This window comes from Sphingobacterium multivorum, from assembly GCF_900457465.1.
Lineage (GTDB): Bacteria > Bacteroidota > Bacteroidia > Sphingobacteriales > Sphingobacteriaceae > Sphingobacterium > Sphingobacterium multivorum.
In genome coordinates this window covers 465,284-490,251 of record NZ_UAUU01000011.1, presented here as the reverse complement: position 1 = coordinate 490,251, position 24,968 = coordinate 465,284, and the positions used below count along the sequence as shown (strand labels likewise).

The 24,968-nt window shown below is 38.5% G+C and carries 25 protein-coding genes; 7 read left to right on the top strand and 18 right to left on the bottom strand.

From position 1 onward, the window contains the following. Positions 1-8: 8 nt before the first annotated feature. Both DTA23_RS19085 and DTA23_RS19080 read right to left on the bottom strand, forming a co-directional pair. On the bottom strand, positions 9-983 hold the full coding sequence (locus tag DTA23_RS19085) for a hypothetical protein (protein WP_112375687.1): 975 nt from the start codon (positions 981-983) through the stop codon (positions 9-11). Positions 984-1,037: 54 nt separating this feature from the next. Then, positions 1,038-1,409 carry a hypothetical protein gene (locus DTA23_RS19080; RefSeq protein WP_146753122.1) on the bottom strand — a complete coding sequence of 124 codons (372 nt, stop codon included), beginning with the start codon at positions 1,407-1,409 and terminating at the stop codon, positions 1,038-1,040. A gap of 91 nt (positions 1,410-1,500) precedes the next feature. On the opposite strand from DTA23_RS19080, the gene DTA23_RS19075 reads away from it, so the two are divergent. From DTA23_RS19075 to DTA23_RS19065, 3 genes are all read left to right on the top strand, one after another. Next, positions 1,501-2,511, top strand: coding sequence for a helix-turn-helix domain-containing protein (locus DTA23_RS19075; protein WP_112375685.1), 1,011 nt, complete (start codon positions 1,501-1,503; stop codon positions 2,509-2,511). 112 nt (positions 2,512-2,623) lie between these two features. After that, complete coding sequence (locus DTA23_RS19070) at positions 2,624-3,031, top strand: MauE/DoxX family redox-associated membrane protein (protein WP_112375684.1); 408 nt, start codon at positions 2,624-2,626, stop codon at positions 3,029-3,031. A 330-nt stretch (positions 3,032-3,361) separates the two neighbouring features. Continuing rightward, a complete protein-coding gene (locus DTA23_RS19065) occupies positions 3,362-3,667 on the top strand; it encodes a hypothetical protein (RefSeq protein ID WP_112375683.1) in 306 nt (101 codons plus the stop codon). Positions 3,668-3,726: 59 nt separating this feature from the next. On the opposite strand, the gene DTA23_RS19060 is transcribed toward DTA23_RS19065, so the two are convergent. The 4 genes from DTA23_RS19060 to DTA23_RS19045 are packed head-to-tail and all read right to left on the bottom strand — an operon-like array spanning position 3,727 to position 9,966. Further along, positions 3,727-5,136 (bottom strand): RagB/SusD family nutrient uptake outer membrane protein, encoded by a 1,410-nt coding sequence (locus tag DTA23_RS19060; protein WP_112375682.1) that lies wholly within the window; start codon positions 5,134-5,136, stop codon positions 3,727-3,729. Positions 5,137-5,148: 12 nt separating this feature from the next. Continuing rightward, positions 5,149-8,301: a SusC/RagA family TonB-linked outer membrane protein gene (locus tag DTA23_RS19055; protein WP_112375681.1), complete on the bottom strand. Its 3,153-nt coding sequence runs from the start codon at positions 8,299-8,301 to the stop codon at positions 5,149-5,151. Then, positions 8,298-9,593, bottom strand: a complete 1,296-nt coding sequence (locus DTA23_RS19050; RefSeq protein WP_112375680.1) for a TlpA family protein disulfide reductase — start codon at positions 9,591-9,593, stop codon at positions 8,298-8,300. The genes DTA23_RS19055 and DTA23_RS19050 overlap by 4 nt, the downstream gene beginning before the upstream one ends. Before the next feature lie 4 nt (positions 9,594-9,597). Further along, a complete protein-coding gene (locus DTA23_RS19045; RefSeq protein WP_146753120.1) occupies positions 9,598-9,966 on the bottom strand; it encodes a hypothetical protein in 369 nt (122 codons plus the stop codon). 684 nt (positions 9,967-10,650) lie between these two features. On the opposite strand from DTA23_RS19045, the gene DTA23_RS19040 reads away from it, so the two are divergent. Beyond that, entirely contained in the window at positions 10,651-11,070 is a 420-nt protein-coding gene (locus DTA23_RS19040) for a helix-turn-helix domain-containing protein (protein ID WP_112375678.1), read from the top strand. 143 nt (positions 11,071-11,213) lie between these two features. On the opposite strand, the gene DTA23_RS19035 is transcribed toward DTA23_RS19040, so the two are convergent. From DTA23_RS19035 to DTA23_RS19025, 3 genes are read right to left on the bottom strand one after another with little or no spacing between them, the layout of a single operon-like run. Then, positions 11,214-11,651: a hypothetical protein gene (locus DTA23_RS19035; RefSeq protein WP_112375677.1), complete on the bottom strand. Its 438-nt coding sequence runs from the start codon at positions 11,649-11,651 to the stop codon at positions 11,214-11,216. A 41-nt stretch (positions 11,652-11,692) separates the two neighbouring features. Beyond that, positions 11,693-12,106 carry a hypothetical protein gene (locus DTA23_RS19030; protein ID WP_112375676.1) on the bottom strand — a complete coding sequence of 138 codons (414 nt, stop codon included), beginning with the start codon at positions 12,104-12,106 and terminating at the stop codon, positions 11,693-11,695. Between the two features lie 54 nt (positions 12,107-12,160). Then, complete coding sequence (locus tag DTA23_RS19025; protein WP_112375675.1) at positions 12,161-12,697, bottom strand: antirestriction protein ArdA; 537 nt, start codon at positions 12,695-12,697, stop codon at positions 12,161-12,163. Between the two features lie 709 nt (positions 12,698-13,406). On the opposite strand from DTA23_RS19025, the gene DTA23_RS19020 reads away from it, so the two are divergent. The 3 genes from DTA23_RS19020 to DTA23_RS29460 are packed head-to-tail and all read left to right on the top strand — an operon-like array spanning position 13,407 to position 15,727. Continuing rightward, on the top strand, positions 13,407-14,162 hold the full coding sequence (locus DTA23_RS19020; protein ID WP_112375674.1) for a hypothetical protein: 756 nt from the start codon (positions 13,407-13,409) through the stop codon (positions 14,160-14,162). After that, the gene (locus DTA23_RS29465; RefSeq protein WP_256604328.1) at positions 14,149-14,916 is read left to right on the top strand and encodes a sulfatase-like hydrolase/transferase; all 768 of its coding nucleotides are present in this window, start codon (positions 14,149-14,151) and stop codon (positions 14,914-14,916) included. The genes DTA23_RS19020 and DTA23_RS29465 overlap by 14 nt, the downstream gene beginning before the upstream one ends. Positions 14,917-14,950: 34 nt before the next feature. Further along, entirely contained in the window at positions 14,951-15,727 is a 777-nt protein-coding gene (locus tag DTA23_RS29460; RefSeq protein WP_256604326.1) for a sulfatase-like hydrolase/transferase, read from the top strand. 735 nt (positions 15,728-16,462) lie between these two features. On the opposite strand, the gene DTA23_RS19010 is transcribed toward DTA23_RS29460, so the two are convergent. The 9 genes from DTA23_RS19010 to DTA23_RS18980 all read right to left on the bottom strand — a co-directional run bounded on the left by DTA23_RS19010 (position 16,463) and on the right by DTA23_RS18980 (position 24,809). Next, positions 16,463-17,740 (bottom strand): HlyD family secretion protein, encoded by a 1,278-nt coding sequence (locus tag DTA23_RS19010; protein ID WP_112375673.1) that lies wholly within the window; start codon positions 17,738-17,740, stop codon positions 16,463-16,465. 3 nt (positions 17,741-17,743) lie between these two features. Then, positions 17,744-19,402, bottom strand: a complete 1,659-nt coding sequence (locus DTA23_RS19005; RefSeq protein WP_256604324.1) for a peptidase domain-containing ABC transporter — start codon at positions 19,400-19,402, stop codon at positions 17,744-17,746. 116 nt (positions 19,403-19,518) lie between these two features. Further along, positions 19,519-19,926 (bottom strand): cysteine peptidase family C39 domain-containing protein, encoded by a 408-nt coding sequence (locus DTA23_RS29455; RefSeq protein WP_256604322.1) that lies wholly within the window; start codon positions 19,924-19,926, stop codon positions 19,519-19,521. A gap of 31 nt (positions 19,927-19,957) precedes the next feature. After that, on the bottom strand, positions 19,958-20,623 hold the full coding sequence (locus DTA23_RS19000) for a glycosyltransferase family 25 protein (RefSeq protein WP_112375672.1): 666 nt from the start codon (positions 20,621-20,623) through the stop codon (positions 19,958-19,960). After that, the gene (locus tag DTA23_RS18995; RefSeq protein WP_112375671.1) at positions 20,613-21,281 is read right to left on the bottom strand and encodes a glycosyltransferase family 25 protein; all 669 of its coding nucleotides are present in this window, start codon (positions 21,279-21,281) and stop codon (positions 20,613-20,615) included. The genes DTA23_RS19000 and DTA23_RS18995 overlap by 11 nt, the downstream gene beginning before the upstream one ends. A gap of 99 nt (positions 21,282-21,380) precedes the next feature. Continuing rightward, positions 21,381-22,481 carry a TlpA disulfide reductase family protein gene (locus tag DTA23_RS18990; protein ID WP_112375670.1) on the bottom strand — a complete coding sequence of 367 codons (1,101 nt, stop codon included), beginning with the start codon at positions 22,479-22,481 and terminating at the stop codon, positions 21,381-21,383. Positions 22,482-22,540: 59 nt separating this feature from the next. Next, positions 22,541-22,780 carry a hypothetical protein gene (locus DTA23_RS26950; RefSeq protein WP_146753119.1) on the bottom strand — a complete coding sequence of 80 codons (240 nt, stop codon included), beginning with the start codon at positions 22,778-22,780 and terminating at the stop codon, positions 22,541-22,543. A 12-nt stretch (positions 22,781-22,792) separates the two neighbouring features. Further along, on the bottom strand, positions 22,793-23,047 hold the full coding sequence (locus DTA23_RS18985; protein ID WP_112375669.1) for a hypothetical protein: 255 nt from the start codon (positions 23,045-23,047) through the stop codon (positions 22,793-22,795). A 112-nt stretch (positions 23,048-23,159) separates the two neighbouring features. Then, positions 23,160-24,809 carry a vitamin K epoxide reductase family protein gene (locus tag DTA23_RS18980; RefSeq protein ID WP_112375668.1) on the bottom strand — a complete coding sequence of 550 codons (1,650 nt, stop codon included), beginning with the start codon at positions 24,807-24,809 and terminating at the stop codon, positions 23,160-23,162. Positions 24,810-24,968: the final 159 nt, after the last annotated feature.

Below are 24,968 nucleotides of genomic sequence, written 5' to 3'. Positions count from 1 at the left end.
AGAGTTAATTACTTAAAAAACGCCCTAAACTTACCAGATATGATCTTAAATTCATTTTGAGCAACCCACACTGAGCGACCAGTTGTAATATCAAAAAGCATTTCTTTATTTTGCATATACAATGGTAACCATAAACTAGATCTGATATTTTTATATCCGTCTTGTATGGTAGTATGATCAAATATAATTGGCAAAAATTCCCACTGAATAAGCTCTTCAATTTTAAGGTGATGGATAGGTTTGAAAATACTTTGAAGAACGTTATGATAATCTAATTTATTTTTAACAGCGATATCTTGAACATACCGCAATTTGATTTTCTCATCAACTATTGTTAAAAATAGACTCGTAATCGGAATCTGGGTCCAGTAACTCAATCCTAGAATACCTTCCCTTAGATTTATATCTGAATTATAAAGATTTACTTTAGCCCAACCCTTTCCATGCTCATTTTTACTAAGCTGTCCGTCGATAAATATAACCACTTGAAACCCCTTACTAATGGCATCCTTTAACCTTAATAAAGGATTTCCAACGTCCGATCTTATAAATAATAAATCACTTTCTGTAGCATCCTTTCCAAATGAAAGTTTAAATTGTTTTCTATATATAGCTACTTGCTCCTCATAGACATCTGAGCGAAGCAACACAGCCACTTTGAACCCAAGTACAATTAGGACCCTAGCAATCATTCCATATGGTCCGATATGCATACAGCTCCATATTCGAATGGTTCTATCAGTAAATGGCCAAATATCAATAAGATGTTTTAATAACAAATCATTAACCTGATGACGTTCCTGACTAGACCAATGCTGATACATTTTTAATAAATTGAAAACTGATTCGTAGCTTTTAACAAGCTCCCAATGATAAAAAAGAGAGGCGCATTTTAGCCCTCTAATCCATCTTTCAGAACTAAAAAATAGCTTGTTATGTGTTGACGAAGGGTTTTGATTATTATTTTGGTTAATGAAATTCATGTTCTATCTGTTTAAATTGCTAAAAAATAAGGTGTCCGGATCACCAATTAGATTTTATAAGTAGTATAGACTACATTTTTCTTCTGCAGATTCGATCATGAACTTTATTGTTTCCAAATTGGAAAATGTATAAAGTGCTTGATCAGCTAATTGTTGCATTTCATTAAAAAGCTGTTCCATTATCTTTATCATCTTTTGTTTTCGCTCAGTACCAAACTTGCCCAGTTTGGTCACTTTGCTTTCAGGCCATGAAAGCGTTGTGATCACAAGGCCTAATTTGGTAGAAAAACAAGACAAAAGATTCATTTTTGAACACACAGGTTCTGTGAGCCTGTGAATCAAAAATTTCCATATACATAAAAATTCACAGTATCTAAACATCTCTTCACAGGCTCCCAAAACCTTTCTACATTTATCTTTGGTCACTCATTAAAATTTTAGTAAAATAACATCTTAACTATTAAATAACGGTTAATCAAGCTATTAAACCTATTCCAACATTAACAGAGAGGAGTTTATGGAAAGAAGTTATGATTTCACCTTATCACAAGAATATCGAGCTGTTGATCAGCCAAGACAATCTGTTACCTATCCAATTCGTAATGCGCATGAACGACATTGGACGAATCAGAAGAACAGCATAAGTGAGCTTACCTTCGATGGGCGATATGGATATCTTTATTACTACGAATTCTGGATAGAACGCGAAGAAAATATCCCAGTGTGTACATCTATGGGTGATCTTCATCTTGTCTATCCTTTATTGAGCAATTCCCCACTAAGGCAAATTCATAGCACTCAAGATTTCATGATGGATTTTGAAGAAGGACGAGGTGCTTATCTTTATCTGGCTAAAGGAGAGTATAAATTGAAAATACCCAAAGGGCATCATATTATGGTCGGCTTTATTTTAGATGCCGGACTATTCCGACCACCTGCCAACCGGCACTTCAGCTTTTTGCAAGATTTGATAAATGCAAAAAAGGGGCAATCAAAGCGGTCGATTACTAGTGTTACTTTTCGGGTCGGTGAAATCACTAAAGGTCAATTAAAATTGCTATTTAGCAAGATTAACCCCAATATACTGGACAATGAGCATTTCATCTTAAAAAATATCATCTTTCTAATTCAACTAAGTCGATTTAAATTACGTGATGATGAACATGAGATGCTGATTGACCGAGCTCGCAATTTACTACAACTTATGATTCTGCATCAGGGGGCAAAGGCTAGATTATGTGATATTGCTGAGGTTCTTTTAGTAACTAGGCATCATCTCAATGACGAGCACAAAAAACACTACGGATGTAAATTTATAAGTTACCGTCATCAGGTTTTATTAGACCATATTGCGTCTATAATTGTCAGTGAAGATAAACTTTTAGCCACTGCAGAAGAATGCGGTTTTAGTAGTACAACGGAACTGAATGCTTTTATTAAAAACCAAACGGGGTTAACTTCCTTAAACTTTAAGCAGTTTCATAAAAAAAAATCACCAATGACTAAAGTTTTATATCCAATCAAATAGACTGAGATATCAAATATACTTTTCTACCTTCTTGCACATCCCTTTCTACCTAACGGTCTAGTTCATATTACTGTAATTTAGCATTATCAAACTTAATAAAGGATAAAAACAGATGATGGAGCAACGCGGAAAATATATTCAGAATAGTGGAACTGCAACTTCAGAAGAAGTTCAAATAATGAATACACCTAGTTGGTTAAGACGTAAATTCATTTATTTGGCTTCATACATCAAAGAGCATCCACAGGAATTTGTCTTGCAGGTATTGACTTTTGCCCTGCTCAGCCTGTGGATTTATGTCGGCTCGAAAAAGGTATTTACCTACGTCGAATTCCGTGCTTCGATGATCAGACAACCCTTTGAAGATCAGTATGGCATTATGCTGTCGTATATCCTACCAGCCGTGGAATTGGCCAACGGTATCCTCTTTATTTTTGAAGCGACAAAAAGATTCGGTTTTTGGCTGACACTCCTGTTGATGCTTGTTTTTTTCAGGCTACGTCCTCCTTGCCTTGCGTGATACTTGGGGAAGTCTTCCCTGTGATTGCATCCTTGAATTTCCCATTAGCTGGAAAGCCCATCTCTGGGTCAATGGCCTGATCACGATTACATGTATTACAGGTTTATTGCTTGATAGAAAGATAAAGCTTCGCATCAGAGGAAATTGATGATGAGGTTAGGTTCATAAAAAATTAGCAACAGCTACAACATCGGAAGCTGAGCCCAAGGCTGGCTCGGCAGAAGGGCTCGTCTGCCAAAAGACCAAAGGTTTCTCGTCCTTGATCAGTGTTAATGATGGGTCAGAAAGAGAAAACTAATACATTTTATTAAACCAAAAAATCGATATGCTATGCATATGAGAAAATTCAAAATTAATGCAAAAGCCGCAGTAGCTGTGGCCGTTGCAATGGCATCCTTTGTCGGCTTTAACAGCTTTAAAAAAGCCGATAATCTGTATTGGTATCATCGAGATGCTGCAGGAAGTTACAGCTTTATCGGTCAAAGTCCGACGCAGCCATCGAGCCCAGATTGTCAAGCTCCAGTTACAGACACTGAAATCTGTATGAAAGGACTTAATACCAATCCAAGTGCTTCTACTGTTAATGATGGTACGTCAGCAGTTCAGACTATTGAACGCGAACCGCTGAACAATTAATTAACAAGCGGTACAAAACAGAAGGCTCCAATCTTTATTTTGGAGCCTTTTGCATTTATCTATCTTGGATTTTGAGCCATATCGGGATTATAGCCTATGATCAGACTTGGTATGAGAAAAGCATATCTTTTATCATTAGGATTGAGTGTGTACCTTTCATCTCCCAAAACACGATGGATGGTCAACGACTCTCCTTCCATGTTATATCTCCTGAGATCCGTCCACCTCAAACCTCTAAAAATCAACTCCCGTCTGCGTTCATCGCGCACAAATTTCAGCAATGATTGCTGATCTAAGGCAATAGACGCAGGTACTTTATACAGATCTGAATTCGCCGCGAATCGATTTTTTCTTAGTTTCTCAATCGTCTCAACAGCATCTTGCGTCCTTCCGAGTTTTGCCTGACATTCGGCTTTTATCAGATAAACCTCATCTGTGGCCAGTCCTACAAAAAAAGCTGTGCTGGCATAAAAACTTCCTTTGTACCGAAAACCACTAGGCGTTGCCGTTCTAAAAAATACCCCTTTCCGCAGATCTTCCTTCACATAGCTTTGATATAAGTTGGAATCAATTTTGGCAATGAAAATACTCAGCGGACTTGTGATTCCAGATCGGGTCACGAAGGTACTTTTAAACAGCACTTCCGTATCCATAATAGCTGATCCCTGAAAAGGATAGTTGGCCGAGGCCGAGAGCTTATTGTAATCCAATAGCCCATCCACGATATTCAGGCTGGCATCTGCCGCAGCCAAAGCCTTATCATAATCGCGCATAGAAAGATACACTCTCGCCAACAGTGCATAGCAAGCAGTCTTTGACGGCCTTTCTTTGTAAGAAGAAGTTGGCGGCAGCGCCTCAACAGCATCCTCCAGATCTTTGGTAATCTGCGCATAAGTTTCGGGTACTGTGCTACGTTTTATCTTTTCGGAGACATCGGCATTCAACCGAAGCGGAATACCGTATGGCTCCATATCAGCCAAACCAAAAGGATAAGCAAAAACCTGCGCAAGCTGAAAAAAGGCATGCGCGCGGTAGAATAATGCCGCAGCCCGTATCTCCTTCCACCGGGCCAAATCATAGTTCCCAGCTTTCATCTGTGATAGACCGTCCAACACAATATTGGCCATAAAAACACAATTGTAGCCTCTATCCCAATCGTTGAGGTTATCGCCCGAATTCGCATCTTTTGACCAGGTATAAAAGTCGCGATAGAGACTTGTCAGGCGATTTTGATACAGGTCGGTTGTCAGATAGTAATCATCCGATCCAATCTCCCCGAGTTCGGGCACCAAACCCAATCCATTCGGCACACCGTTCATATCAAAATCATTATCCAGTATAGCCTGAAAATCTTCCAGTGAAGATGGCACCACCAAGCTCTGATCAGGCTTCGCATCCAAAAATTCTGTTTTGGAACAGCCATAAAACAGCCCCATAAACAATAAAAAAATAAGTATTAAATTTTTCATAATCACTGCAACTTAAAATGTAAAACTTATACCGAAAACATAAGTAGGCCGAGACTTTGGCATATTATTGAAATAGGGATCAATACCCATATTATTGCCTATCCAGGCCCAATTAGGACTCTGCACCTGCGCAAAAAAACGAGCATTTTGAATACCCCATCCGCGCGTAGTTTCAGGCAGCAAAGAATAATAGAGTAATATATCTTCAACCCGAATATTGTCCGATTTTTGGACCAATACCGAAGAATATTTATAAAACTGATCGCGATCTGAGTTTCCTGTTAAATCAAGCGATGGGACATTCGTATTTTGTTCGTCCCCTGCCACTTGCCATCTTTTCGCATAATCTCCATGTGCATTAAATCCAGCCAATAAAGCTGAACTAAAAAAAGAAGAAGTACGAAAATAACCGCCAAATTTGAAACTGAGATTGACCGAAAGACCTACATTTTTATAAGTCCATTCATTACGCAAAGAGCCGTACCAAGGTGATTGCATCGGACCATTATAGACCATATCCTCTATGCGCGTATTGTTCAATATAGTTTTATAATCTTCCGAAATTTCACCACTGATTATCCCCTGCGGATTGCCATTATTGGGATCGAGCCCTTTCCAAGGATAGCTGAAAACAGCATATAGCGGTTTCCCTTCCAGTGGACTGATTCCTGAGCTGCCTAGATATGGTAAGGGTGATGCACTTTTGGGCATCAGATACTTTTTCACCTTACTGTTTGTATAACTCAGATTGAGGAATGTATTCCATGTCACAGCAGATTCCATATTTCGCGACTGAAGCGTTAAATCCCATCCGTGACCATCCATTGAAGCGACATTTCCGAAGAAAGAAGTTATTCCCAATGTAGGGTCCATAGGAGACTGTGAGAGCAGGTCACGGCCATTTTTTAGGTAGTAATCCAATGAGCCCGATAAGCGGTTTTTAAAAACCGAGAAGTCGGCACCAAAATTAGCTGTATTGATCTTTTCCCAGCGCAGGCTTTTGTTTGGCGGTGAGTTGAGCCTGGCAGCAGGTAGTCCCGAAATCGTATAGGAAATATATTGTATGGTCGTCATTGCGGTAGCCATTCGCGATATATTCCCATTGACACCATAAGAAGCCCTTAGCGCCAACCGATCCAACAGTCCCGTCTCATAGCGCAGTCCTGCAGACCAGAAAGGTGTCCCCTTGGCATTCGTCTCCACACCAAATAGATTTGCCTCGTCTTTGCGCACACTACCCGAAATAAAAATCTGATCCTTATAAGAGACTACTGCATTTCCAAACCAAGACAAGAAGTTATCTGTCCGCTTATTTACCCCCGATACAGCGGGAACTTTAGCTAATGCCCCATTGCTCAGCAAAGTGAAATTCGTTATATAATCCACGTCCCTCACTACAGACATACGGTCATCGACATAGCCATAGTAGCGACCATATTTGCCCTGTTCGATTTTCGCCCGGATTTCGTATCCGGTAATAGCATCCAGGCGCATATCCGCATTGATTCTTTTGTTGTAATCAAGCTGTAAACGTCCCTGATGCGACTGTAGCGTACTTTCATTGAAGTCCAATATCCCGCCTTTGGGAATAGCACTCGTCCAGTTTCCATTCTTTTTGTAGGCATACTGATTGGAAAGTCTTCTGACAAGGTATGAATCGCTTTTGTAGTGATTGTCGTTACCATCAGAGCCGATCTGATATTGATACCGCAGGCTGACCGATAGATTCGCGATTGGCTTGATGGCAAGTGCAATATTATTTGTCAGATTATAACCAGCGACCTTGTTATCTACAGTATTGAGGTCGCGTACCGGATTAAAAGACCAATCCTTTAAATGCCCTGCTCCCACTGTATCCAAGTAAGCTTTGGGGTGGTTCAGATAAACATTTTTTGGGCTACCATCCGCACCGACAAGTGAGGCATACGGATAGATTTCACGATTGTCCATGATCAGATAGCCCGGATTCGCATTAGCCTGTTGTCTTGCATGCGTATACTGCAGATTGTGCGAAAGCTCGATTATGGGTGAAAGTCGAAATGTATTGTTGGTCCTTATCGTCAGCCTATCATCCGCTGTACCACGAAAATTGGAAAGTTCCTTAAAATAACCCACCGAAGTCATATGAGAAACCTGCTTCGTCCTGCCTGAAATCGCCACATGATATTGCTGCCGAAAGCGTGGTCGGTATAGATACTGCGCCATGTCCTTCCGCACATCATTACTTTTCATTTGTTCAATCTGGGCATCTATCGTCGCGTCATTGGGATTATTCCTTTTTTGAAATAACAGCTCTACCACAGGTGTGATCGGCGTGAGGTAGTAAGGTCCATTCAATAAGTTGTCGTAGGCACTTTGCGCAAACCGCAGCTTTTCAAACTCGATCATATCCGCTGACCTAATCCAGTTTAAATTGTTCAGATCAGGCCTATTCTGCAGGGCAAAGTCAGACTTGAAATCAATCTTCAATTTATAGCTCAGTCCCTGTTTGGTTTTGATGACGATCACACCATTTCCTGCCCGAGCGCCCCAGATACTTGCCGACGCTGCATCCTTCAAAATAGACACCGAGGCCACGTCACTGGGATTGATCTGACTGATATCCCCCTCGTAGGGAAAATCATCTACCACAATGAGCGGTTTAGCCTCTGCTGAAATCGTACTGCGTCCCCGGATCAAAAATGCATCAGTCTCGGCAGCATCTCCTTTATTGAATTGAATACCTGGCGAAAGCCCCTCAATACGCGACAGAATATTTGTTCCAGTCGTCCTATTGAGCATCTTTTCAGAGATCACATCCACTGATCCCGTGATCTGATCCTTGCGTAGGCGCTGAAACCCCGTATGTACCACCTCCACATCTTCGAGCATGACGATCTTGCTCGCCAAGCGGATTATTCCGTCCGCAGGCCAATCCTTTGTAGCCATTGTTTGAGGTTCATAGCCCAAGATCATGATACGAATAGAGTCTTTCGGATTTGCTTCGATGGAAAACTTTCCATCACTATCTGTAGACGTCGCGCTATTGGAAGTTAGATTTCTGACCGTCGTGTGGAGCAGAGCTTGCCCCTTAATATTGGTCACACGTCCATTTAAGATTTTCTGCGCATAGACCTGGGAAACCAGACCAAGCATTGCGATTATAATGTAAACTAATATTTTCATCGTGCAGGTTCATTTTTAGGATCAACAACAATTATTTCCAAAGATTCAACGGTATGACTCAGTATCAGGCCATTCAGCTTTAAGAATTCAGCCAATAGCGCTTCATCCTTGGCGAGCGTAGGAATGGGTTCATTGGTATATAAGACCGTTTCTAAGGACAGATCTGTTGTATAGATCGGCAGATCTACTTTCCATTTGAAGTTGGTATTTAACAACGCGAGTAAGGATCGCAGATCTGTATGGTGCTTTAATTTTTCAAGCTTCTGTACTGCGCAATTTTCTTTCTTCAGGATCTTCATCACCATCATATTCCGCCATTGCTTACCCACATCACAGTTAAAGGAAGCTTTTAAATCCGCTAGAAACCAAGCTTTCATCTGATCATCGGGTGTTGCTTCAGGAGCAATCAGCTGGTAGCAGCCCTGCTGGCTTATGAAATTGGTATTAGACCGTTTTACCGTGTCTATCCATATTCTATTGAGCGGCATACCAGTCGAGTATGCTAGCATACTCAATACCCATGCGTTATTATAATACAACAGCTTCTGACCATTGGCCTGCATTATCCCATTATTACCGCCTATACCCTTTATATAACCCGTCATCACAGATTTCTTATAGATAGGAGTATTAATAAGCTTGGCAAATTCATCCAATGGTTTCGTCAGGCTAAAGTCCATAAATTCGGCTTTGACTTCCATTTGAGGAAGATGCCCATCGAGTGCAAGTGCAATATTTTTTTCATTTGCATCTACAGCTGCGCCGATATGGACAACCTTATTGTCCATGATCCATACCTGATGCGGAATACTTCGATGTGGAAAATACTGGAGCAATTGCGGATCCGAATACACGCTAAACGGATGAAAGCTGAGCTTTGCCATTTGTCGCTGTAGCAGATCAAGCTTCTCATAGGTAACCGGTATAAGGGCAAACCTGTCGGCATACTTCTTTTCAATAATTTGAAGTTTTTTGATTGACGCAATACAAGGTGCACACCAAGTCGCCCAAAAGTCAATGATCATGAGTTTTTTTGACTGAAAATCTTTGAGCTGTATATGCTCCTTTTGCTGCGGATCATGCATAACTGGCAATACCGTATTCCAAAGTTTATCAGGAATAGGATCGCCTATATTTAACGGATGAATGCTCGTATCTTTCTTGACATCAATTGACAGCGACAAAGATTGACTGGATACCTTTACAGTGCCTAATAAAGCATATAAAACCACAATCATCATGATCTTAAGCATTTGGATATGTAGCAGTAGGCTAAGATTAGTTTTTTTCATAATTCTAGGAATTGGGATTAGAAGGGGTTACACGTTGGAAGAAATCATAGATCCTTTTAAATATCTCCAACTCTTCCTTATTTGTATCTACTGAAATTGAGACTTTACTCAAATCCATTTCAGATATATGGATCATAAGATATGCTATCAAGACCCGGAGTAGATGGATAGAAAATTCAGTCAACAGTGGATTATATTTCATCTTTGCCTCATTACGAATGTCAGATTGTAATGCTGCAATACTTTCGTAAACTTTACTTAAGGAATACTGCTCCCAAAAGCTTTTCACGTTCTCAATTGGATTATATCCTTTTCGGTAAATATCATAGAGTTCCAAATCAAATTGGATCAAATAGTTATATTTAGGCATCATTTCTCAGATAATTAACCGCATGTTTGGGGCATAGCTATGCCATTCTGAATGCATCAGTTATTTTTTAAGCCAAACCTGCATTTAATAAAATTTATTGATTTGAAAGCTAGAGGGCGTTGAAGTGGAATTCATAAGGTGTTTATTATTGGTAATTTGCACCCAATAGCTATTAAGCCAAACATTGCCGGCTACTCGGAAAGATTATTCAGGAGATCTTATAATATTCTTAAATAATTGTTTTTTCATTTGCTCACTAGTTTAGTGAGCCTCTTAAACAAAATTATTCTTGCTACAAAAAACAATAGGGCCGGTCCTACAAAGTCTAATGCAACTGGCTCTGACAAAGCCAACCCTTCCAAGGAAGGGCTCCCCATTAGAACATAAGCAGGTACCGACCCTATTGAAATATAGGGTCAGGTAACACTACTCACACTCGCTGGGAAATTTGTCAGATTTGTTGTGCGAGGCTCGTATAAGCACCTATTATTTTATAATTAAGTGCTTAAATTTAGTCTATTTTTCTATAATATTCCATTTTTTCCGTTAGGAATATTGATCAAAGATAATTAAAGAGTTAATAATTAGTAGGGTTAACGAAGATGTAAAATACACCTTACAAGATAAAATAATGAATTATGTTATCTTAAATTTTTAGTATATTCGTAATACAATTTTTCCTTTGTTATGTACAATATTGCTAAAAAACATATAGGTCAAAATATCCGAAAAATTCGTTTATTGAGAGGAATGAAACAGGAAACTTTTGCTAAGGAATTAGGAATTGCCCAACAAAATGTATCTAAAATGGAGAATAAAAAAGAAATAAGTGAGGAACAATTAAAGAAAGTTTCTGAAGTATTGCAAGCCAGTGTTGAAGCCATTAAAGGTTTTGATGAAAATGCAATTATTAACAACAATATACTGAATGATCAAGTTAATAACTATAATATTCATCCCGTTGAAGAAATTGTCAATGTTTTTAAGGGTATTCTCTCGTCAAAAGACGACGAAATTGCTAAGCTTCGCGCTGAACTTTTAAATCTTAAATCATCTTCGAATGAAGACAGTGAAAATTCAAATGTGAGAAGCATTAAAGAAGCCTAAATTTTTACAGATTTATATAGGATTTTTATCAAAAAAATAAATAAAAACTTGAGAACCTGGTCTCTGTACGAAAGTGCAGGGGCCTTTTCTTTGATTGAAAAGGGAGAATTATAAAATACTATAATTCTCACTTTTTTAAATGCCTAGAATTCTGTAAAAATTGCCTTTGGCTGAATAATGGAAAGATCTTCACGAACGACGTTGAATAGATCTTTGATTTGCTTATCGCTAAGTTTATTTAGAAGTATAGTATGTCGATACTCGTCATGTATATACAATTCACCACCAGGGAAATGTGCTGTTGCTATCCTGCAGCAACTTTTCCCACTTCTAATACACAGATAAATATCCAAATACGGGCCTATTTCATTCGCTATTAACAAAGTCTCATCTGTAGGTACGCCATTTGGAAGGGCTTTATTTATTTGGGGGTTTGAGAATTTTACTATAGCCATTCTGTTAAAAGACATAATACCTTCATGTGATGCTAAGCGATTTGAAAATTGAACCAACTCTATTGGGCCTTTGATATTTTCAATCCCAAATAGAACACTTTCTATTGAAAAATTTTGACTACTCATGATTTTCTTATTTATAAATTTGTTTTTAGGATCTTTTGCAGTTAGTCTCGATCAATGAATTTTTCTATGATCGCCGCAATATTTCTATTCGTAAATCCAGCAAAATCTACGGCTGATTTCTTCGTTTTAAATACCCTATGGTTCACTTTCCATTTTATCTTTTTACCATAGATATACATGGGCGTACGATATGCATTGAAATTTGTCCACTTAATCTCTTCATCACGGTATACCTTCGCTGAGTGAATAATCACTACATTCGATGCGTCATCACATGGATTTGTTGTAAGTAGTAAGTTTTTGTTTTTGTCGAAAATCTCGAACCGAATAAAGTCTTTATCATGAAGGATTATTTTGAATAGCTGTTTAATATCGAAACTGGAATTCGACAGAACATTCTCATCGAATTTTTTATATGTTAGTACGCCTATATTATTTTTATTCGTTGTTTTCATCTTTTTGAATTATTTAGGCGACCCAAGATCGGATCGCCTGGTTGAAAAATTTAGTTATGATTTACGGAAGACAAAGCCATCGTCGAACCAGTAGTCAGTCATGAAAAGATCCCTTGCAAATGCCTCGTAGTCAAAATATTGTTTGGCAATTGAGGGGAGGTCATACAGCTCTCCCACTATCTCCCTTGCAAAATCCTCCTCATCATCATATTCACCTTGATAGTCTTCTTCAAAGCGAGATATTAGGTCATAAATTTCTTCTTTGGCTAAGTTCCTATTAAGGTTATCGCACCAAATCAAGAACGGCTCTTTATGATCTTGATCCATTCGGTCTACTGCGTCAAGAACTTCAAAAATATTTGCACTGATACAGTATTCATTAATAAGGTCTTCGGGAATGTTCTCATAATCCTGATACATGAATTCTGGATATTCTTCATCTGCGTGAAGTTCCTTACATGCCTCGTAAAACTCCTCTATATCATAATAATCTGACAATTCAAGCCATTTGCCATACAGTGATCCTGTACTATACTTATGAAAAGTTCCAACATAAACCCGAGCTTCTGTGATATCTAATTGATGTAGCATGTCTTTAATGCTTTAATGGTTGATGAATAGATTTTTTTGATTTATTCGGCGATGAGAGGAGGTGCTTGTTTTCGTTTTCCTTTTTATTCTGTTTCCAATGCTTTTTAATTCCCATAGCTGACATTTTTTTTATTCGTCTAAAGAGCCGGAGTATGCTTTTGCTTCGTTTTCATGAAGAGAAGAAGGTTAGTGGCTAGGAGGATAAAAGGTTTTTGAAAAAAAAATACTACCCAAAGGGCTGGAGATTATTTTTTCAAAACTCGCTTTGACCTTTAGGATCCGTAACACGTCTTACCTTCGTTCTTGAAACGAATCAAAGAAAGCATACCGGACCTCGATGGTGTTAGTGGAAGTAAATGGGAATTGCGTTGGAACAGAAATAAAAAAAGACTAATACTTATTATCCCAATTTGAAGTGATTAGGATCTGGGCGATATGCCCTTTAAAGTTATTTAGTTTATGTAAGAAGTGGGACTCTTGAGAATTGAGAAAATCGATTCAATCGGAGGTGTTTTAAAATGTATTTAAGTAACTAAGATCTGCCCTAAAAGGGTAAGAAACTCTATCTTCACTTACGGAAAACAAAGTCAAGTTATTTGGCAACTACGAATGATCACATATTGCTAATAGTTTTGTTTCCGCATTGGATGGGGAAACAATTTGATATTTATGATTATAAGCCAGTAGCCCCGAAAAAGGTGCACCAAATGTGCTCCCAATTGTAAAAAAATATCAGCCCAATTGCCTTTTCTATCATAACGACGAACTGGCAGAGGCAAGATGGGGTGGTTCCGAGTCTGGAACAGTACATTATCCGTGCTGGTCTATGTTTCCTTTTCCTTATACCGGCGCAGGAGAGAGTTGTCCAAAGGCAATTTCCACAAACGACTTCTTATTATTAAAAACCGGTGATCCCGATGGGAACTATTTTATGCCTGCAATGGCTGATGCCCCGCTCCGCGGAGCAAACGGTCGCCACGAATGGTTTTGGGAACCGAATGATGAAAATTCAGTATTTTCTCTTAACCACCTGATGGATATGTATCAAAAATCTGTTGGCAGAAATGCGACTTTGATCTTGGGAGTTACACCCGATACACTAGGGCTTGTACCGCAAATAGATCAACGAAGATTAGAAGAACTTGGAAATGAGATCAAACGCCAATATAGTACCCCAATAAAGGATCTAGATGCAAAAGAAGAGCTTATTCGTTTTAAAAAAGCGGAAGCTGTTACCCAGTTAATGATTGAAGAAAGCATTGATCAAGGACAACGCGTACGTGCTTTCCACATTACTGCGAAAACGAAGCGGGGATGGCAAACACTATTTACGGGTTCGTCCATTGGTAATAAATGTATCATTCAATTGAAAGGCCCCATTCGCTGTACACAAATTAAACTAACAATAGATAAGGCCATTGGCCAACCTATTATTCATACTTTTAATGCTTATGATACTTTTTAAGAAAAATAGCAAATTTATCCTATTAGTGACCCTATTTACAAATATGGGGTTATTGCTGCAGGCGCAGAGCCAACGCAAGGCACAACTTGGTCCCACAACAGAACGCCCCAATATTGTCGTGTTTTTTGTGGACGACCTAGGTTGGCAGGACATGTCCGAACCATTTTACAAGGTCAAAACGCCAATCAACGAAAAGTTTCATACCCCCTATCTCGAAACATTGGCCAAAGAATCCATTAAATTTACCAATGCGTATGCAACACCGGTGTGCACACCTTCCCGGGTGAGCTTTCTGACCGGTTTAAATGCTGCTCATCATCGTGTCACCAATTGGACCCATCCCAAGGCTGACACGCCGACAGATAGCAAAGATGAATTGTTGAATCCACCGGATTGGAATATCAACGGATTGAGTCCTGTGCCCAATGTTCCACATACGATATATGCCACTCCATTTCCAAGCATCCTCAAGGCCAATGGTTACTATACCATTCATGTGGGCAAAGCACACTGGGGGTCTGCCGGAACACCAGGTGCAAGTCCTTTGAATTTGGGCTTTATGGTCAATATTGCAGGGCACTCCGCCGGACATCCACAAAACTATTATGGCGAGCAAAATTATGGTAACCTTCCTGGAAAAGCAGGTTACCAGGCAGTTCCCGATCTCATGGAATATCACAGTACACCCACATTTCTAACGGAAGCGTTAACCCGGGAGGCCCTAAAAGGCACTGGAGGAACCTATACGCCGTAAGGAACCTTTTTTCCTTAATTTTTCCAACTATGCGGTGCATGTCCCGATCCAACCCGATCCACGCTTTGTACAAAAATACCTCGACCGTGGCTTAGATTCCACTGAAGCGGCTTATGCTTCCTTAGTCGAAGGCTATGACAAGAGCATGGGCGATATCGTACAATTTCTCAAAGACAAGAACCTGTACGATAATACTGTTATTATTTTCCTGAGCGACAATGGCGGACTTAGCCTCAGCCCGATGCGGTCTGGACCGAGCCATACCCAAAATCTACCCTTAAAAGCTGGCAAAGGCTCCGTTTACGAAGGCGGTATCCGAATCCCCTTATTAATCAAACAGGCCAAACAGCATCCTGCCAATACGGATGCTACCCCTGTGATGGTCGAAGATCTCTTTCCGACAATACTCAGCTTGGCCAAAATAGACAACTATCAGCTGGTCCAAGATAAATCCGACGGAAAAAACCTATTGCCGCTTCTAGAAGGAAATAAATCCGACAATTGGAATAGCCGCCCTTTGGTATGGAATATTCCCAATAAATGGACTGTACCTGATGGCCCGGGGATCAATTTCTTTTCCGCTGTACGACAGGGAGACTATAAGCTGCTTTACGATATGAAAAATGGGAAATTGGAACTCTACAATCTCCGGAACGATATTGGAGAGCTGAATAACCTAGCCCCAAAAATGAAAGGAAAAACCAAGGAACTCAGCAAATTGCTTTCAGATCAGCTCCGGACCTGGAAAGCACAGTTGCCTACTTATAAGGCTACAGGACAGCAAATTCCCTTTCCAGATCAAATAGATTAAGAAACCTAGATGTAAAAATCTTATTTTAAAAGTATTGAAATTTAGAAAAGAAGGAAGTTTTCTCCTCTTCCTTCTTTCTAAATTTCAATACTTCGAAAAAACTCTAAAATTTGCAATATAGTATTTAGAGCGCCTTCCAGAATATAACGTCTGGATTAGTGGGTATCTCAAGTCGGCTATCGACCAAAGCTGGATTAATGAATTCAACGATTTATTAATATCAAAATAAAAGCAGTGAAGATTTAAGTAAAAAATTTTTGCTAACAAAAACCAGCCTCTCCACATTATCGTCAACACTTATGGAAAGTTTGGTTCAGAAGAACTCATGTTATGCCGGCAGCCAATACTCAGGAAAATCCATCAGGATAACGGATCGAGTTTATTTCCAAAGATGTCGATAGGTGGAAGAGTACTCACCTTCAGACTCCACAGCTGTTTAGGGTATATGGCTCCTGAAATGTTTATCGAAACACAGGTCAAAACAGCAGAATTTTCTACTTTAGAACACTCCTAAATTTGGGGAGAGGTCACTTTGTACAGTAAATACACCCCCTCCTGTAGCTGAACCTGGATCTCGATATGTAATAATATAATTAACAAAACCATTCCAGGAACACGAATAAGGACTCCAATATTTCGACACCTGAAATAGCTTACGTAGAACACGGCTATGCGTATAAAAAGAAGTCGGGTTTTCAATCCATTCATATTTCTTTGATATTTGTAATGTCTAAGCTAAAACTTCAGATTCTTTGTTAGATTATCCCATATTCTATTAAAAATTGATTTATCTTCCGTAATGATCTCTGCATCACCAAATATTCCGGGCTTCAAAATAATCAATGAATCAGTAACAGAACGAATAAGCGAAACTTTGGCGAAAAAGACACTGTCCTGCATTGGAATATCTGATATATAATCTATTTTTCCATTCAAGTAGCCATAATCCTGATATGGATAACTTCGAACTTTTATCAATACTTTTTGTTCTTTTTTAACTTTTGCAGATACCACTTGTGGTAGAAGGAGTTCCCCGTAATACTGTTCATTATTTGGATTGACGTAAAAAAGGGGCTGATCCATCTTAACCTGTTGGTTTTCTTGCAAAAAGGAGCCATAGATAAGTTTACCGTTTACTGGGCTCGTTAATATAAACTGCCGTTTCCAGGTTTCGGCCTCACTTATAAAGCTATTCAGTGCCTGTACAAATTTTTTACGCTCTTCATCGATCTGGTTGCTAAGGTCTGTTAATTCTCTATTTTTAGCGAGCATATTTCCTTCATAACCAATTAAATTATTTTCTATCTGAGGAATAGTTTGCCTCTTTGCCAGTAGCAATGCTTCCTTCTCACGTAGTTCAGAAGGACTAATAATTTTCTTTTGAGCGAGCAATTCGTACTTTTCGAACTCTTCTTCTGCAAGTTTCAGCTGCTGCTGCTGTAGCTTAAATGATTGCGTTCCTTTTTCATACTGTCTCGCCAGATTAGTCAATTCCTTTACTAAAGCTCCTTTTCTCTTTTGGTAAATCCCATCCTCGCTTGCTGCTCTATAATTCAGATAAGCTAAATAAAAATTCTGATATCCTGCCTGCAATTCTCCTAAGTTAAGTTTAGCCGGGTCAATTAGACTTTCTAGATTATAACTCTCGTTTTTTACTTTTTTCAGATTTTGTAAGCGTTCCAGCAGAGTTGTCACCTGGCCGTGATCTGCGGTACTTTCCAGATAAGCGAGTTCAGTACCTGGCTTTACCCATTCTCCGTCCCCGACCAATATTTTAACAAGAGTACCATTATTTCGACTCATGATAGCCTTCGGCGCATTGATACTATTGAATTTCACAGCACTTGCAACAATTTCTGGAAAACGTATAAATATGGATAATCCCAACATCAACAGTACTATCCCTAGTATCAAAGAGATACCCCGTTTCAACAGCCAGGAAGGTGGTTTGGCGATAATTTCCTGTAAATCTTCCGAATGAAGATTCTCATTAATCATAATCGATTTTTTCATACCTTAATTCCCTAGTTCCAACTGATTTTTTACCAATTCAAAATATCGTCCTTTTAATCGGGTTAGCTCTATGTGCGTCCCCTGCTCGACAATTGTTCCCTTTTCGATCACAACAATATTGTCTGCGTTTTTTACTGTACTTAGACGGTGAGCAACAACAACTACTGTTCGTCTCTGGAAAAAACGATCCAGATTCTCAATGATGAGCTTCTCATTATTGGCATCAAGTGAATTCGTAGCCTCGTCCAAGAAAATAAATTCCGGCTCCTTATATACGGCGCGAGCTATCATGAGCCGTTGTCTTTGCCCCTGACTTATACCCTTACCGCCGATACCTATCCTAGTTGATATCCCAAAAGGCTGCTCTGCTATAAAATCATTCAGATTGGCAGTTTCGATCGCATGCTGTAAACGTTGTTCATTTGGAAACTCGTCATTGATTGCAATATTGCGCTCGATAGTATCAGCATAAATATAGTTGTCCTGTAACACGGCGCCACAACTCTCACGCCATAAAGAAAAATCCAACTGCTCGAGGCGTCTACCTCCTACAAGAATCTCGCCTTTTTCATAATCATAAAATCTCAATAACAGCTTTAATATGGTTGTTTTACCACTACCGCTCGCTCCTACTATTGCCGTTGTTTTACCCGCAGGAAAGGACAGGTTGAGTTTATGAAATATAGGTTCATTACCCGCTCCATAGTAACGGAAGGTCAGGTTACGGATCTCAATATCTTTCCGCACCGGTAATTTTGAAAGATAATCTTTATGAAGATTTTCTTCTTCATCAGTCTCGTATATCTCATTCAGACGTTCCATACTAATTTTGGCATCCTGATAGGATTGCATGAAACTCAATAAGGACTCGACAGGACTGTTAACCATACCGACAATATATTGTATTGCCATCATTCCCCCTAACGTTATATTACCATCAATGACTGCTTTGGCACTGATATACGTGATCAGGATTCCCTTCGTCTGGTTGATTGCCATTGACCCGAGTGATTGATATTGCGACAGTGCCAGACTTTTTACTCTGAACTGGAATAGCTTGGCCTGTAGTGCCTCCCAGCCCCAGCGTTTTTGTTTCTGAGCATTATTTAATTTAATATCTTTGATACTTTGGATCATTTCAACCATATAGGTTTGGTTCTCCGATGAAATTTTGAATCTTTTTTGATCCAGTTCGCGTCTGTAATTCATAAAAAACAGAATCCATAGCGTATATAATACAGTGGCAGCAAAAAATATAATAAAAATTGTTGTATTGTAGATAGCCAGCAAGCCCCCAAAGATCAGCATATTGACTAAGGAAAATAGGGTATTTAATGTATTTCCTGTAAGAAAAGACTCAATACGCTGTTGATCAGACATCCGCTGCATCAGATCACCATGAGTTTTCAAATCAAAAAAAGACATGGGAAGTTTCATGATCTTGATAAGCAGGTCCGTCAAAATGGAAATATTTACCCGTGTACTGATATGCAGCATGATCCATGAACGCATAAAAGAAACCGAGGTGCTCCCAACAAAGAGCATGAGCTGAGCAGTCAGGATCAAGTTGATAAAACTGATATTCTTACTATTGATTCCAATGTCAACGACCGATTGGGTCAGGAAGGGTGTGACCAACTGTAGAATTGTGCCCAAAATCATCCCAAGAAACAGTTGTAGGAAAAGCTTTTTATACCTATAGAAATAGGTAAACATCTTCCCCCACCCCAACGTCAGTTCAGTCTCATCATCTAGCTGATAAAAATTAGGCCCCGGACTTAACAGAAGTGATAATCCGGAATGTAGCTCCTTGGTGGAATACCAGCTTTTGGCAAATTCGCTTTCCCCGTAGGCAACGAGCCCAATTGCCGGATCAGCAACAAAGTACCTTCCTTCCTGATCCTGTGAAGAATCACAAAATGATTCTGATTCCAATGTAGAATACAGGGGAGTTCCACTTCTTTAAGCTGTTCAAGGCTAAACCTTACACCATAGGTACGGAACCCAAGCTTTTCAGCCGCTTCACTGATCCCCAGCAGATTGACTCCCGTATTGGTGGTTTGACAGAGCTTTCGTATTTTGTGTATGGAGACAGACTGACCATAATATTTAAATATCATACGCAGACAGGTAGCCCCACAATCCATCATGTCCATCTGTTTATAATATGGAAAACGTTTTATCACTTAGGAGTTTTATATGGTTTATACAATAAATTTACTGTTTTACACTATCAAACGGATGGCTATGATATACCTCATGAATTTTATCCATTCTAATGATAGCAGATTGGATAACATGCTGTAGGTGTCCATTTACGTTATATAAAGCCGTGATGTCCGAGTACCCGAATTCTTTTTGAATGGAAATCATTGGATACATAACAAACTTATTGCTGGTCATTTCTGAAAACTTGCCGTCCGCCACATCCTCTTCCGAAAAAGGCTCGGCCAAAATAGTTTCAAAAAAAGACCTGAAAACTACGACAAACTGCGTTCCCCAAAAAGTGTCAATCCATGTTATTCCCGACTGAAGAGGAAGCATATTACTGTACCCTCCAATAATTCCACCAAGCAAAAAATTAGCACCTAAACGATGTGCTTCGTAAATAGCGGACAGAAATTTTTCAGTTTCATAATACGGTGTAAACTGATGGTCGTCCTCACAAAGAATAATGACATCCTCATCACTTTCAATCGCCATTTGTATAACCCTACAGATACTCATCCATAGACCTATGGCGCCATTAGTATGCACGGAAGCCTCCACTACTTGTACATCAAATTCATTTCTACCATCAAATTGGGCTAAAATATGCTTTAGCCTATCCTTTCTTTCGGGAATATTAATAATATAAGTAGGTATAGTAATGTTATTTTCCATTTTCCTTATTATTATGGAGATTATCGAAATGGCCCCGCAAAAATGACAGTGTTTCCAGTCTCTTTTGAGATTTAACAAAATACTCTTCCACGATCCCAGGTTCTGCGTTTTTGATTGTTACGTCTGAATAGCCGAACTCTTCCTGAATAGAAATAAAGGGATATATACAATGTATTCCACCACTTATTTCACTTATTTTCAGATCAATATCATCATCATCATTAAATCTCAGTGCTAGAATTCTTTGAAAAAATCTTTTATAAATGATCGCAAATTGAAAACCTGTAAAATGATTGAGCCAAAAAAGTTCCTGTTCCACCTGTACAGCATCTTCAAAATGGCTCACCCCGCCCAATAAAATATCACTGCACAAATGCTCTGCTTTCGCTATTGTATTTCTTAATTCAGCAACGTTGTAATGGGGTGTAAAACAATGGTCGTCTTCGCACACTATAATATAAGGTAATTGTTTAGCTCCTGCTTCTTTTACAATATTATATACTGTCCTCCATAGACCTACTGCACCTATTTTATGTCTAACAGCTTTAAAAAGTGTAAATTCAAATTCAGATTTTCCGGCGAATTGCTTAAGGATATGATCCCTCCGATCAATCCTATCCTCCAGGTTAATCGCAAAAACTGGTATGTTTTCTTTCATATTAAAATCCCTTAAAATTATAACAAAGTGTTAATGATGCTTTCATCTAATAAACCTGTATCAACAGCACCATCATATTATGCTTCAGAATAGAAACGATCAATAACAATGTTTCTCTTTCAGGAATTGGTGTAATTGTTCAGAATTTATATTAACACGGACGATTTGGCCATTTTGGTCAACTAAAAAATTATGTGGGATAGACCTAATACCACATCTATTAAAAAAATCACTGCTCGATCCCATTAAATCCGATACCTGAATCCAGGGATATTTATATTTTTCCAATGCCGAGATCCAGTTGGACCTATCCACGTCCACAGAAACACCAATGATCTCAAAGTCTAAAGAGTTTTCTTTATTATACCATTTCCCTATTTTATTCAGTTCTTCAATACATGGGGCGCACCAGCTTGCCCAAAAATCAACCAGCACATATTTTCTATAACTGGCCGATAATGTAACTTTTTGCCCGCTTATATCTTCCATTGTAAAATCGGGTAAATAATCTCCCACCTTGAGACCGCCCCTTATACGAACATCAAGCCCTTTTTCTATTCCTCTTCTTTTTAATTCGGGACTCAATAAATTAAAAGCGGCTCTTTGGGTTGAATCGGTAAGCATTTTCATACCCGCATACGAATAAAGTTCATCAAGACCAATAAACATATCTGAGTTTGTTTTTATCCAGCTTAAAAAATCATGGTTAAATATTCTCAATAGATTATTTAAAGAATCTTTATACAGTTCGACATTCTTATTTTCTTCAATCTTTTTCCGATAAAAAAAATATTTTTTATTAAAAGGTTTTTCAACCCTAATTTTATAATCAAGATAAGCTGATTGTTGAGCACCTCCCCTAACTTCAGCTCGATTTAAAGAGTCTATTTGGCCGATGATAGTATACTCCGTATTCTCTAAAATAAAAGTTTGCCAACCAATATTTAACAATGGAATTTCTATGGAATAAAAATCCGGTTCAGCGATAATCCCCTCGAATAAGAAAGCATCATTTTTGCTGTAGCAAGAATCTACAACATTAAGTTTTGTGGCATTGCTGTATCCCCCTGCTTTATTGCTTAGATAGACCATCTGATTTCCTAAGCCTTTTAAAGTACCTTTGATTGAATACCCCGGTTGCTGTGCGAAAAGCTCTCCTGCAATAAGAAAAATAAGGCCTAAAATCGAAAAACCTTTCATAATTTTATATTTAAATAAGGGATCGTCAGTTGTTACGACGACCCCTCGTTAATCAACAACTAACTGGGACAAGTTTCAGCTTTTTCTCCTCCGCAATATATATTGCTCTTATCTGTAGAACATGAAACTCCATAACCACAATCTTTAGAGAGTTTAGTTTTCTTCGCATCATCACACGTCAATGTACAGGATGAGAACCCTGAATCACCACTTCCAGTGAAACCGCCCATAATGTTTTTCAATTCTTCCCTTGAAAGAATTTCCTGATTATCAATAGTTTTTAAACTGATCTTTTTCATAACTTTTACTTTTTAACATCTTGTAGTTTTCATTGTACCATCCTGGGTTTCACAAGCCACGTATCCATTCGGGCCATCAACACCAGCGCATCCATTTGCATAGCCGTTGCATGAAAGTGTACGGCCATCGCCACATGATGCTGTTGCTGAACATACAACACCAGTACCACTTCCACCGCTCCCAGTAAATCCTCCCATTATCTGTTTTAATTGATCTCTGGAAAGAAGTTCATCTGCCTTAATTGACTTTAAATTGATTTTCTTCATTCATTTAATATTTAAGTTTATAATGTCCATTAGCTCCTGGGCATCAAAATGGAGGGCCTTTTACAGGGAGCCTTCTGTTGTTCGGATTGTTGCAATCAATACCGAACATCAACTACGTAGTATTTTTGAGTATATGTTTTAAATCATTAATCCTGTAAGAATCAGGAAGCTCGTGGCCATTGATATAGAAAGTAGGTGTTACCCTTATTTTCATGTTATCACACCATACACGCATAGCCTCAATTTTATGTTTCTGCCTTTCCAGCTCACCGTTCATTGGATATCTCTCTGCGAAGGATGTATAATCCTTAATTTCTGAATGGTACCAATCATCCAATGCCTCGGAGACCTTATTGTCACCATCCCGTTCCTGTATTGCCAATAGATGGCGAACGGGTGCAGTTTTAATATCATTCTCTTCCCCTGTTGCCGTAAAAATAATCCTAACTTTAATATTATTATTCGATCTGATAAGCTCCTCGAGTTCAGGGTGGGCTTTAGCACAAGGTCCGCAGTATGGGTTACAGACTTTGATGATCTCATGATCCGCATTTAGATTACCAATCTGTACTCCGAGACCTTCCACTGGCAAGGTAATGTTGGGTTGCTTTTGTAGCAATATTTGAAAAATATCTGTACTATACCGTAACTGATGCCATTTTCTTTTGTGTTCTTGATTTTCTTTACTCCCCTTGAAAACTGGAACCAAACTAGAGCTTAAACTCAGCATACCCCCTCCAATGATTAATAAGGTCATAAGGGGAAAAATCGTTAACGAATTTAAACCATTGAAGTAAATGAAAACAGCAGAGTTAATTGCAGAAAGAAATAAGACTCCTTGTACCATCAAGCATAGGGGACACCATTGCTTAACTGTCTTCCACTGATAGTAGACAGAATAGAGTGTATAAGGGACGGCCAATAAGGAAAATAATGCCCAATAGGATAAATAAAGAATATTTGTAAGACCAAAAAGTAACTGCGACAATATCATCGTAGTGAAATAACTAAATCCAATTACAGACCAACTTAATCCAATAAAAGAAGCGCCTTTTGATTTCAGAACGGCATCACAATTAAAACTACCGGCCTGTCCGCCGCAGACTTGTTTCAAAAATGGATTATGAGCATCTATATCATGCCATATAAGCAAAAAACCCACTATGCTTCCTATCGTATTTAGTAGAAAAAATAGGACAAAAAATACACTTACTGACAGAACATCACTTAACACAGCATATCCAATGTTAAAAGACCATGCTATCACCAATATTAAAAGGAACACAAACTTCTTAAAAAAAGTGCGTTTTTCAATCTGTCTGTTTTTCTGATAATACAATTCATCCTTTGAAGTGGAAGCATCAACCAACAAAACGATATCCTTATCAATATTACTAAAATCATTAACCGAAGCAGATACTTCGATTTTCTGAACAGGATCTAAATAATTAATCTCATCGCCATCAATTTTAGTCACAACTGTGAAACAAGCTTGAGGCCAATATGGCTGTTGGATTGAACAAATAAATGGTAGTTCAAAATCATTATAATTATAGTCTCCTTTTCGGATGGCAGCACTCTCAATGCCATATTCTGACAAGGTATCTATAATTGACAATAATGAGGGATATTCAGTGTGTTCATCTATCAGAGTACTAACTCCAGAAAATGTATTTTTAATTCCGTAATGATTTAAGATATGCTGACAAACTAATGTCAGATTATTTTCATAAACATTTGTATTAATAAAATTGCGTAACATTCTTAATTAAAATATTAAGGTTATTTATTGTAACTTTTTCATAATTTATTGATCCCCCCTTTACAATTACCACTTGACAATAAAATAATACTGCATAATACTCTCCTGTAAATCACATAAAAATTTATAAACTAAAATAAGTTCAGAAAAGAAAAATAT

What these genes read in the sequence shown, in the direction of transcription:
- DTA23_RS19085 (WP_112375687.1), bottom strand. Translation starts at nt 983, where the DNA reads ATGAATTTCATTAACCAAAATAATAATCAAAACCCTTCGTCAACACAT.
- DTA23_RS19075 (WP_112375685.1), top strand. Translation starts at nt 1,501, where the DNA reads ATGGAAAGAAGTTATGATTTCACCTTATCACAAGAATATCGAGCTGTT.
- DTA23_RS19070 (WP_112375684.1), top strand. Translation starts at nt 2,624, where the DNA reads ATGATGGAGCAACGCGGAAAATATATTCAGAATAGTGGAACTGCAACT.
- DTA23_RS19065 (WP_112375683.1), top strand. Translation starts at nt 3,362, where the DNA reads ATGCATATGAGAAAATTCAAAATTAATGCAAAAGCCGCAGTAGCTGTG.
- DTA23_RS19060 (WP_112375682.1), bottom strand. Translation starts at nt 5,136, where the DNA reads ATGAAAAATTTAATACTTATTTTTTTATTGTTTATGGGGCTGTTTTAT.
- DTA23_RS19055 (WP_112375681.1), bottom strand. Translation starts at nt 8,301, where the DNA reads ATGAAAATATTAGTTTACATTATAATCGCAATGCTTGGTCTGGTTTCC.
- DTA23_RS19050 (WP_112375680.1), bottom strand. Translation starts at nt 9,593, where the DNA reads ATGAAAAAAACTAATCTTAGCCTACTGCTACATATCCAAATGCTTAAG.
- DTA23_RS19045 (WP_146753120.1), bottom strand. Translation starts at nt 9,966, where the DNA reads ATGATGCCTAAATATAACTATTTGATCCAATTTGATTTGGAACTCTAT.
- DTA23_RS19040 (WP_112375678.1), top strand. Translation starts at nt 10,651, where the DNA reads ATGTACAATATTGCTAAAAAACATATAGGTCAAAATATCCGAAAAATT.
- DTA23_RS19035 (WP_112375677.1), bottom strand. Translation starts at nt 11,651, where the DNA reads ATGAGTAGTCAAAATTTTTCAATAGAAAGTGTTCTATTTGGGATTGAA.
- DTA23_RS19030 (WP_112375676.1), bottom strand. Translation starts at nt 12,106, where the DNA reads ATGAAAACAACGAATAAAAATAATATAGGCGTACTAACATATAAAAAA.
- DTA23_RS19025 (WP_112375675.1), bottom strand. Translation starts at nt 12,697, where the DNA reads ATGCTACATCAATTAGATATCACAGAAGCTCGGGTTTATGTTGGAACT.
- DTA23_RS29465 (WP_256604328.1), top strand. Translation starts at nt 14,149, where the DNA reads ATGATACTTTTTAAGAAAAATAGCAAATTTATCCTATTAGTGACCCTA.
- DTA23_RS19010 (WP_112375673.1), bottom strand. Translation starts at nt 17,740, where the DNA reads ATGAAAAAATCGATTATGATTAATGAGAATCTTCATTCGGAAGATTTA.
- DTA23_RS19005 (WP_256604324.1), bottom strand. Translation starts at nt 19,402, where the DNA reads ATGATTTTGGGCACAATTCTACAGTTGGTCACACCCTTCCTGACCCAA.
- DTA23_RS19000 (WP_112375672.1), bottom strand. Translation starts at nt 20,623, where the DNA reads ATGGAAAATAACATTACTATACCTACTTATATTATTAATATTCCCGAA.
- DTA23_RS18995 (WP_112375671.1), bottom strand. Translation starts at nt 21,281, where the DNA reads ATGAAAGAAAACATACCAGTTTTTGCGATTAACCTGGAGGATAGGATT.
- DTA23_RS18990 (WP_112375670.1), bottom strand. Translation starts at nt 22,481, where the DNA reads ATGAAAGGTTTTTCGATTTTAGGCCTTATTTTTCTTATTGCAGGAGAG.
- DTA23_RS26950 (WP_146753119.1), bottom strand. Translation starts at nt 22,780, where the DNA reads ATGAAAAAGATCAGTTTAAAAACTATTGATAATCAGGAAATTCTTTCA.
- DTA23_RS18985 (WP_112375669.1), bottom strand. Translation starts at nt 23,047, where the DNA reads ATGAAGAAAATCAATTTAAAGTCAATTAAGGCAGATGAACTTCTTTCC.
- DTA23_RS18980 (WP_112375668.1), bottom strand. Translation starts at nt 24,809, where the DNA reads ATGTTACGCAATTTTATTAATACAAATGTTTATGAAAATAATCTGACA.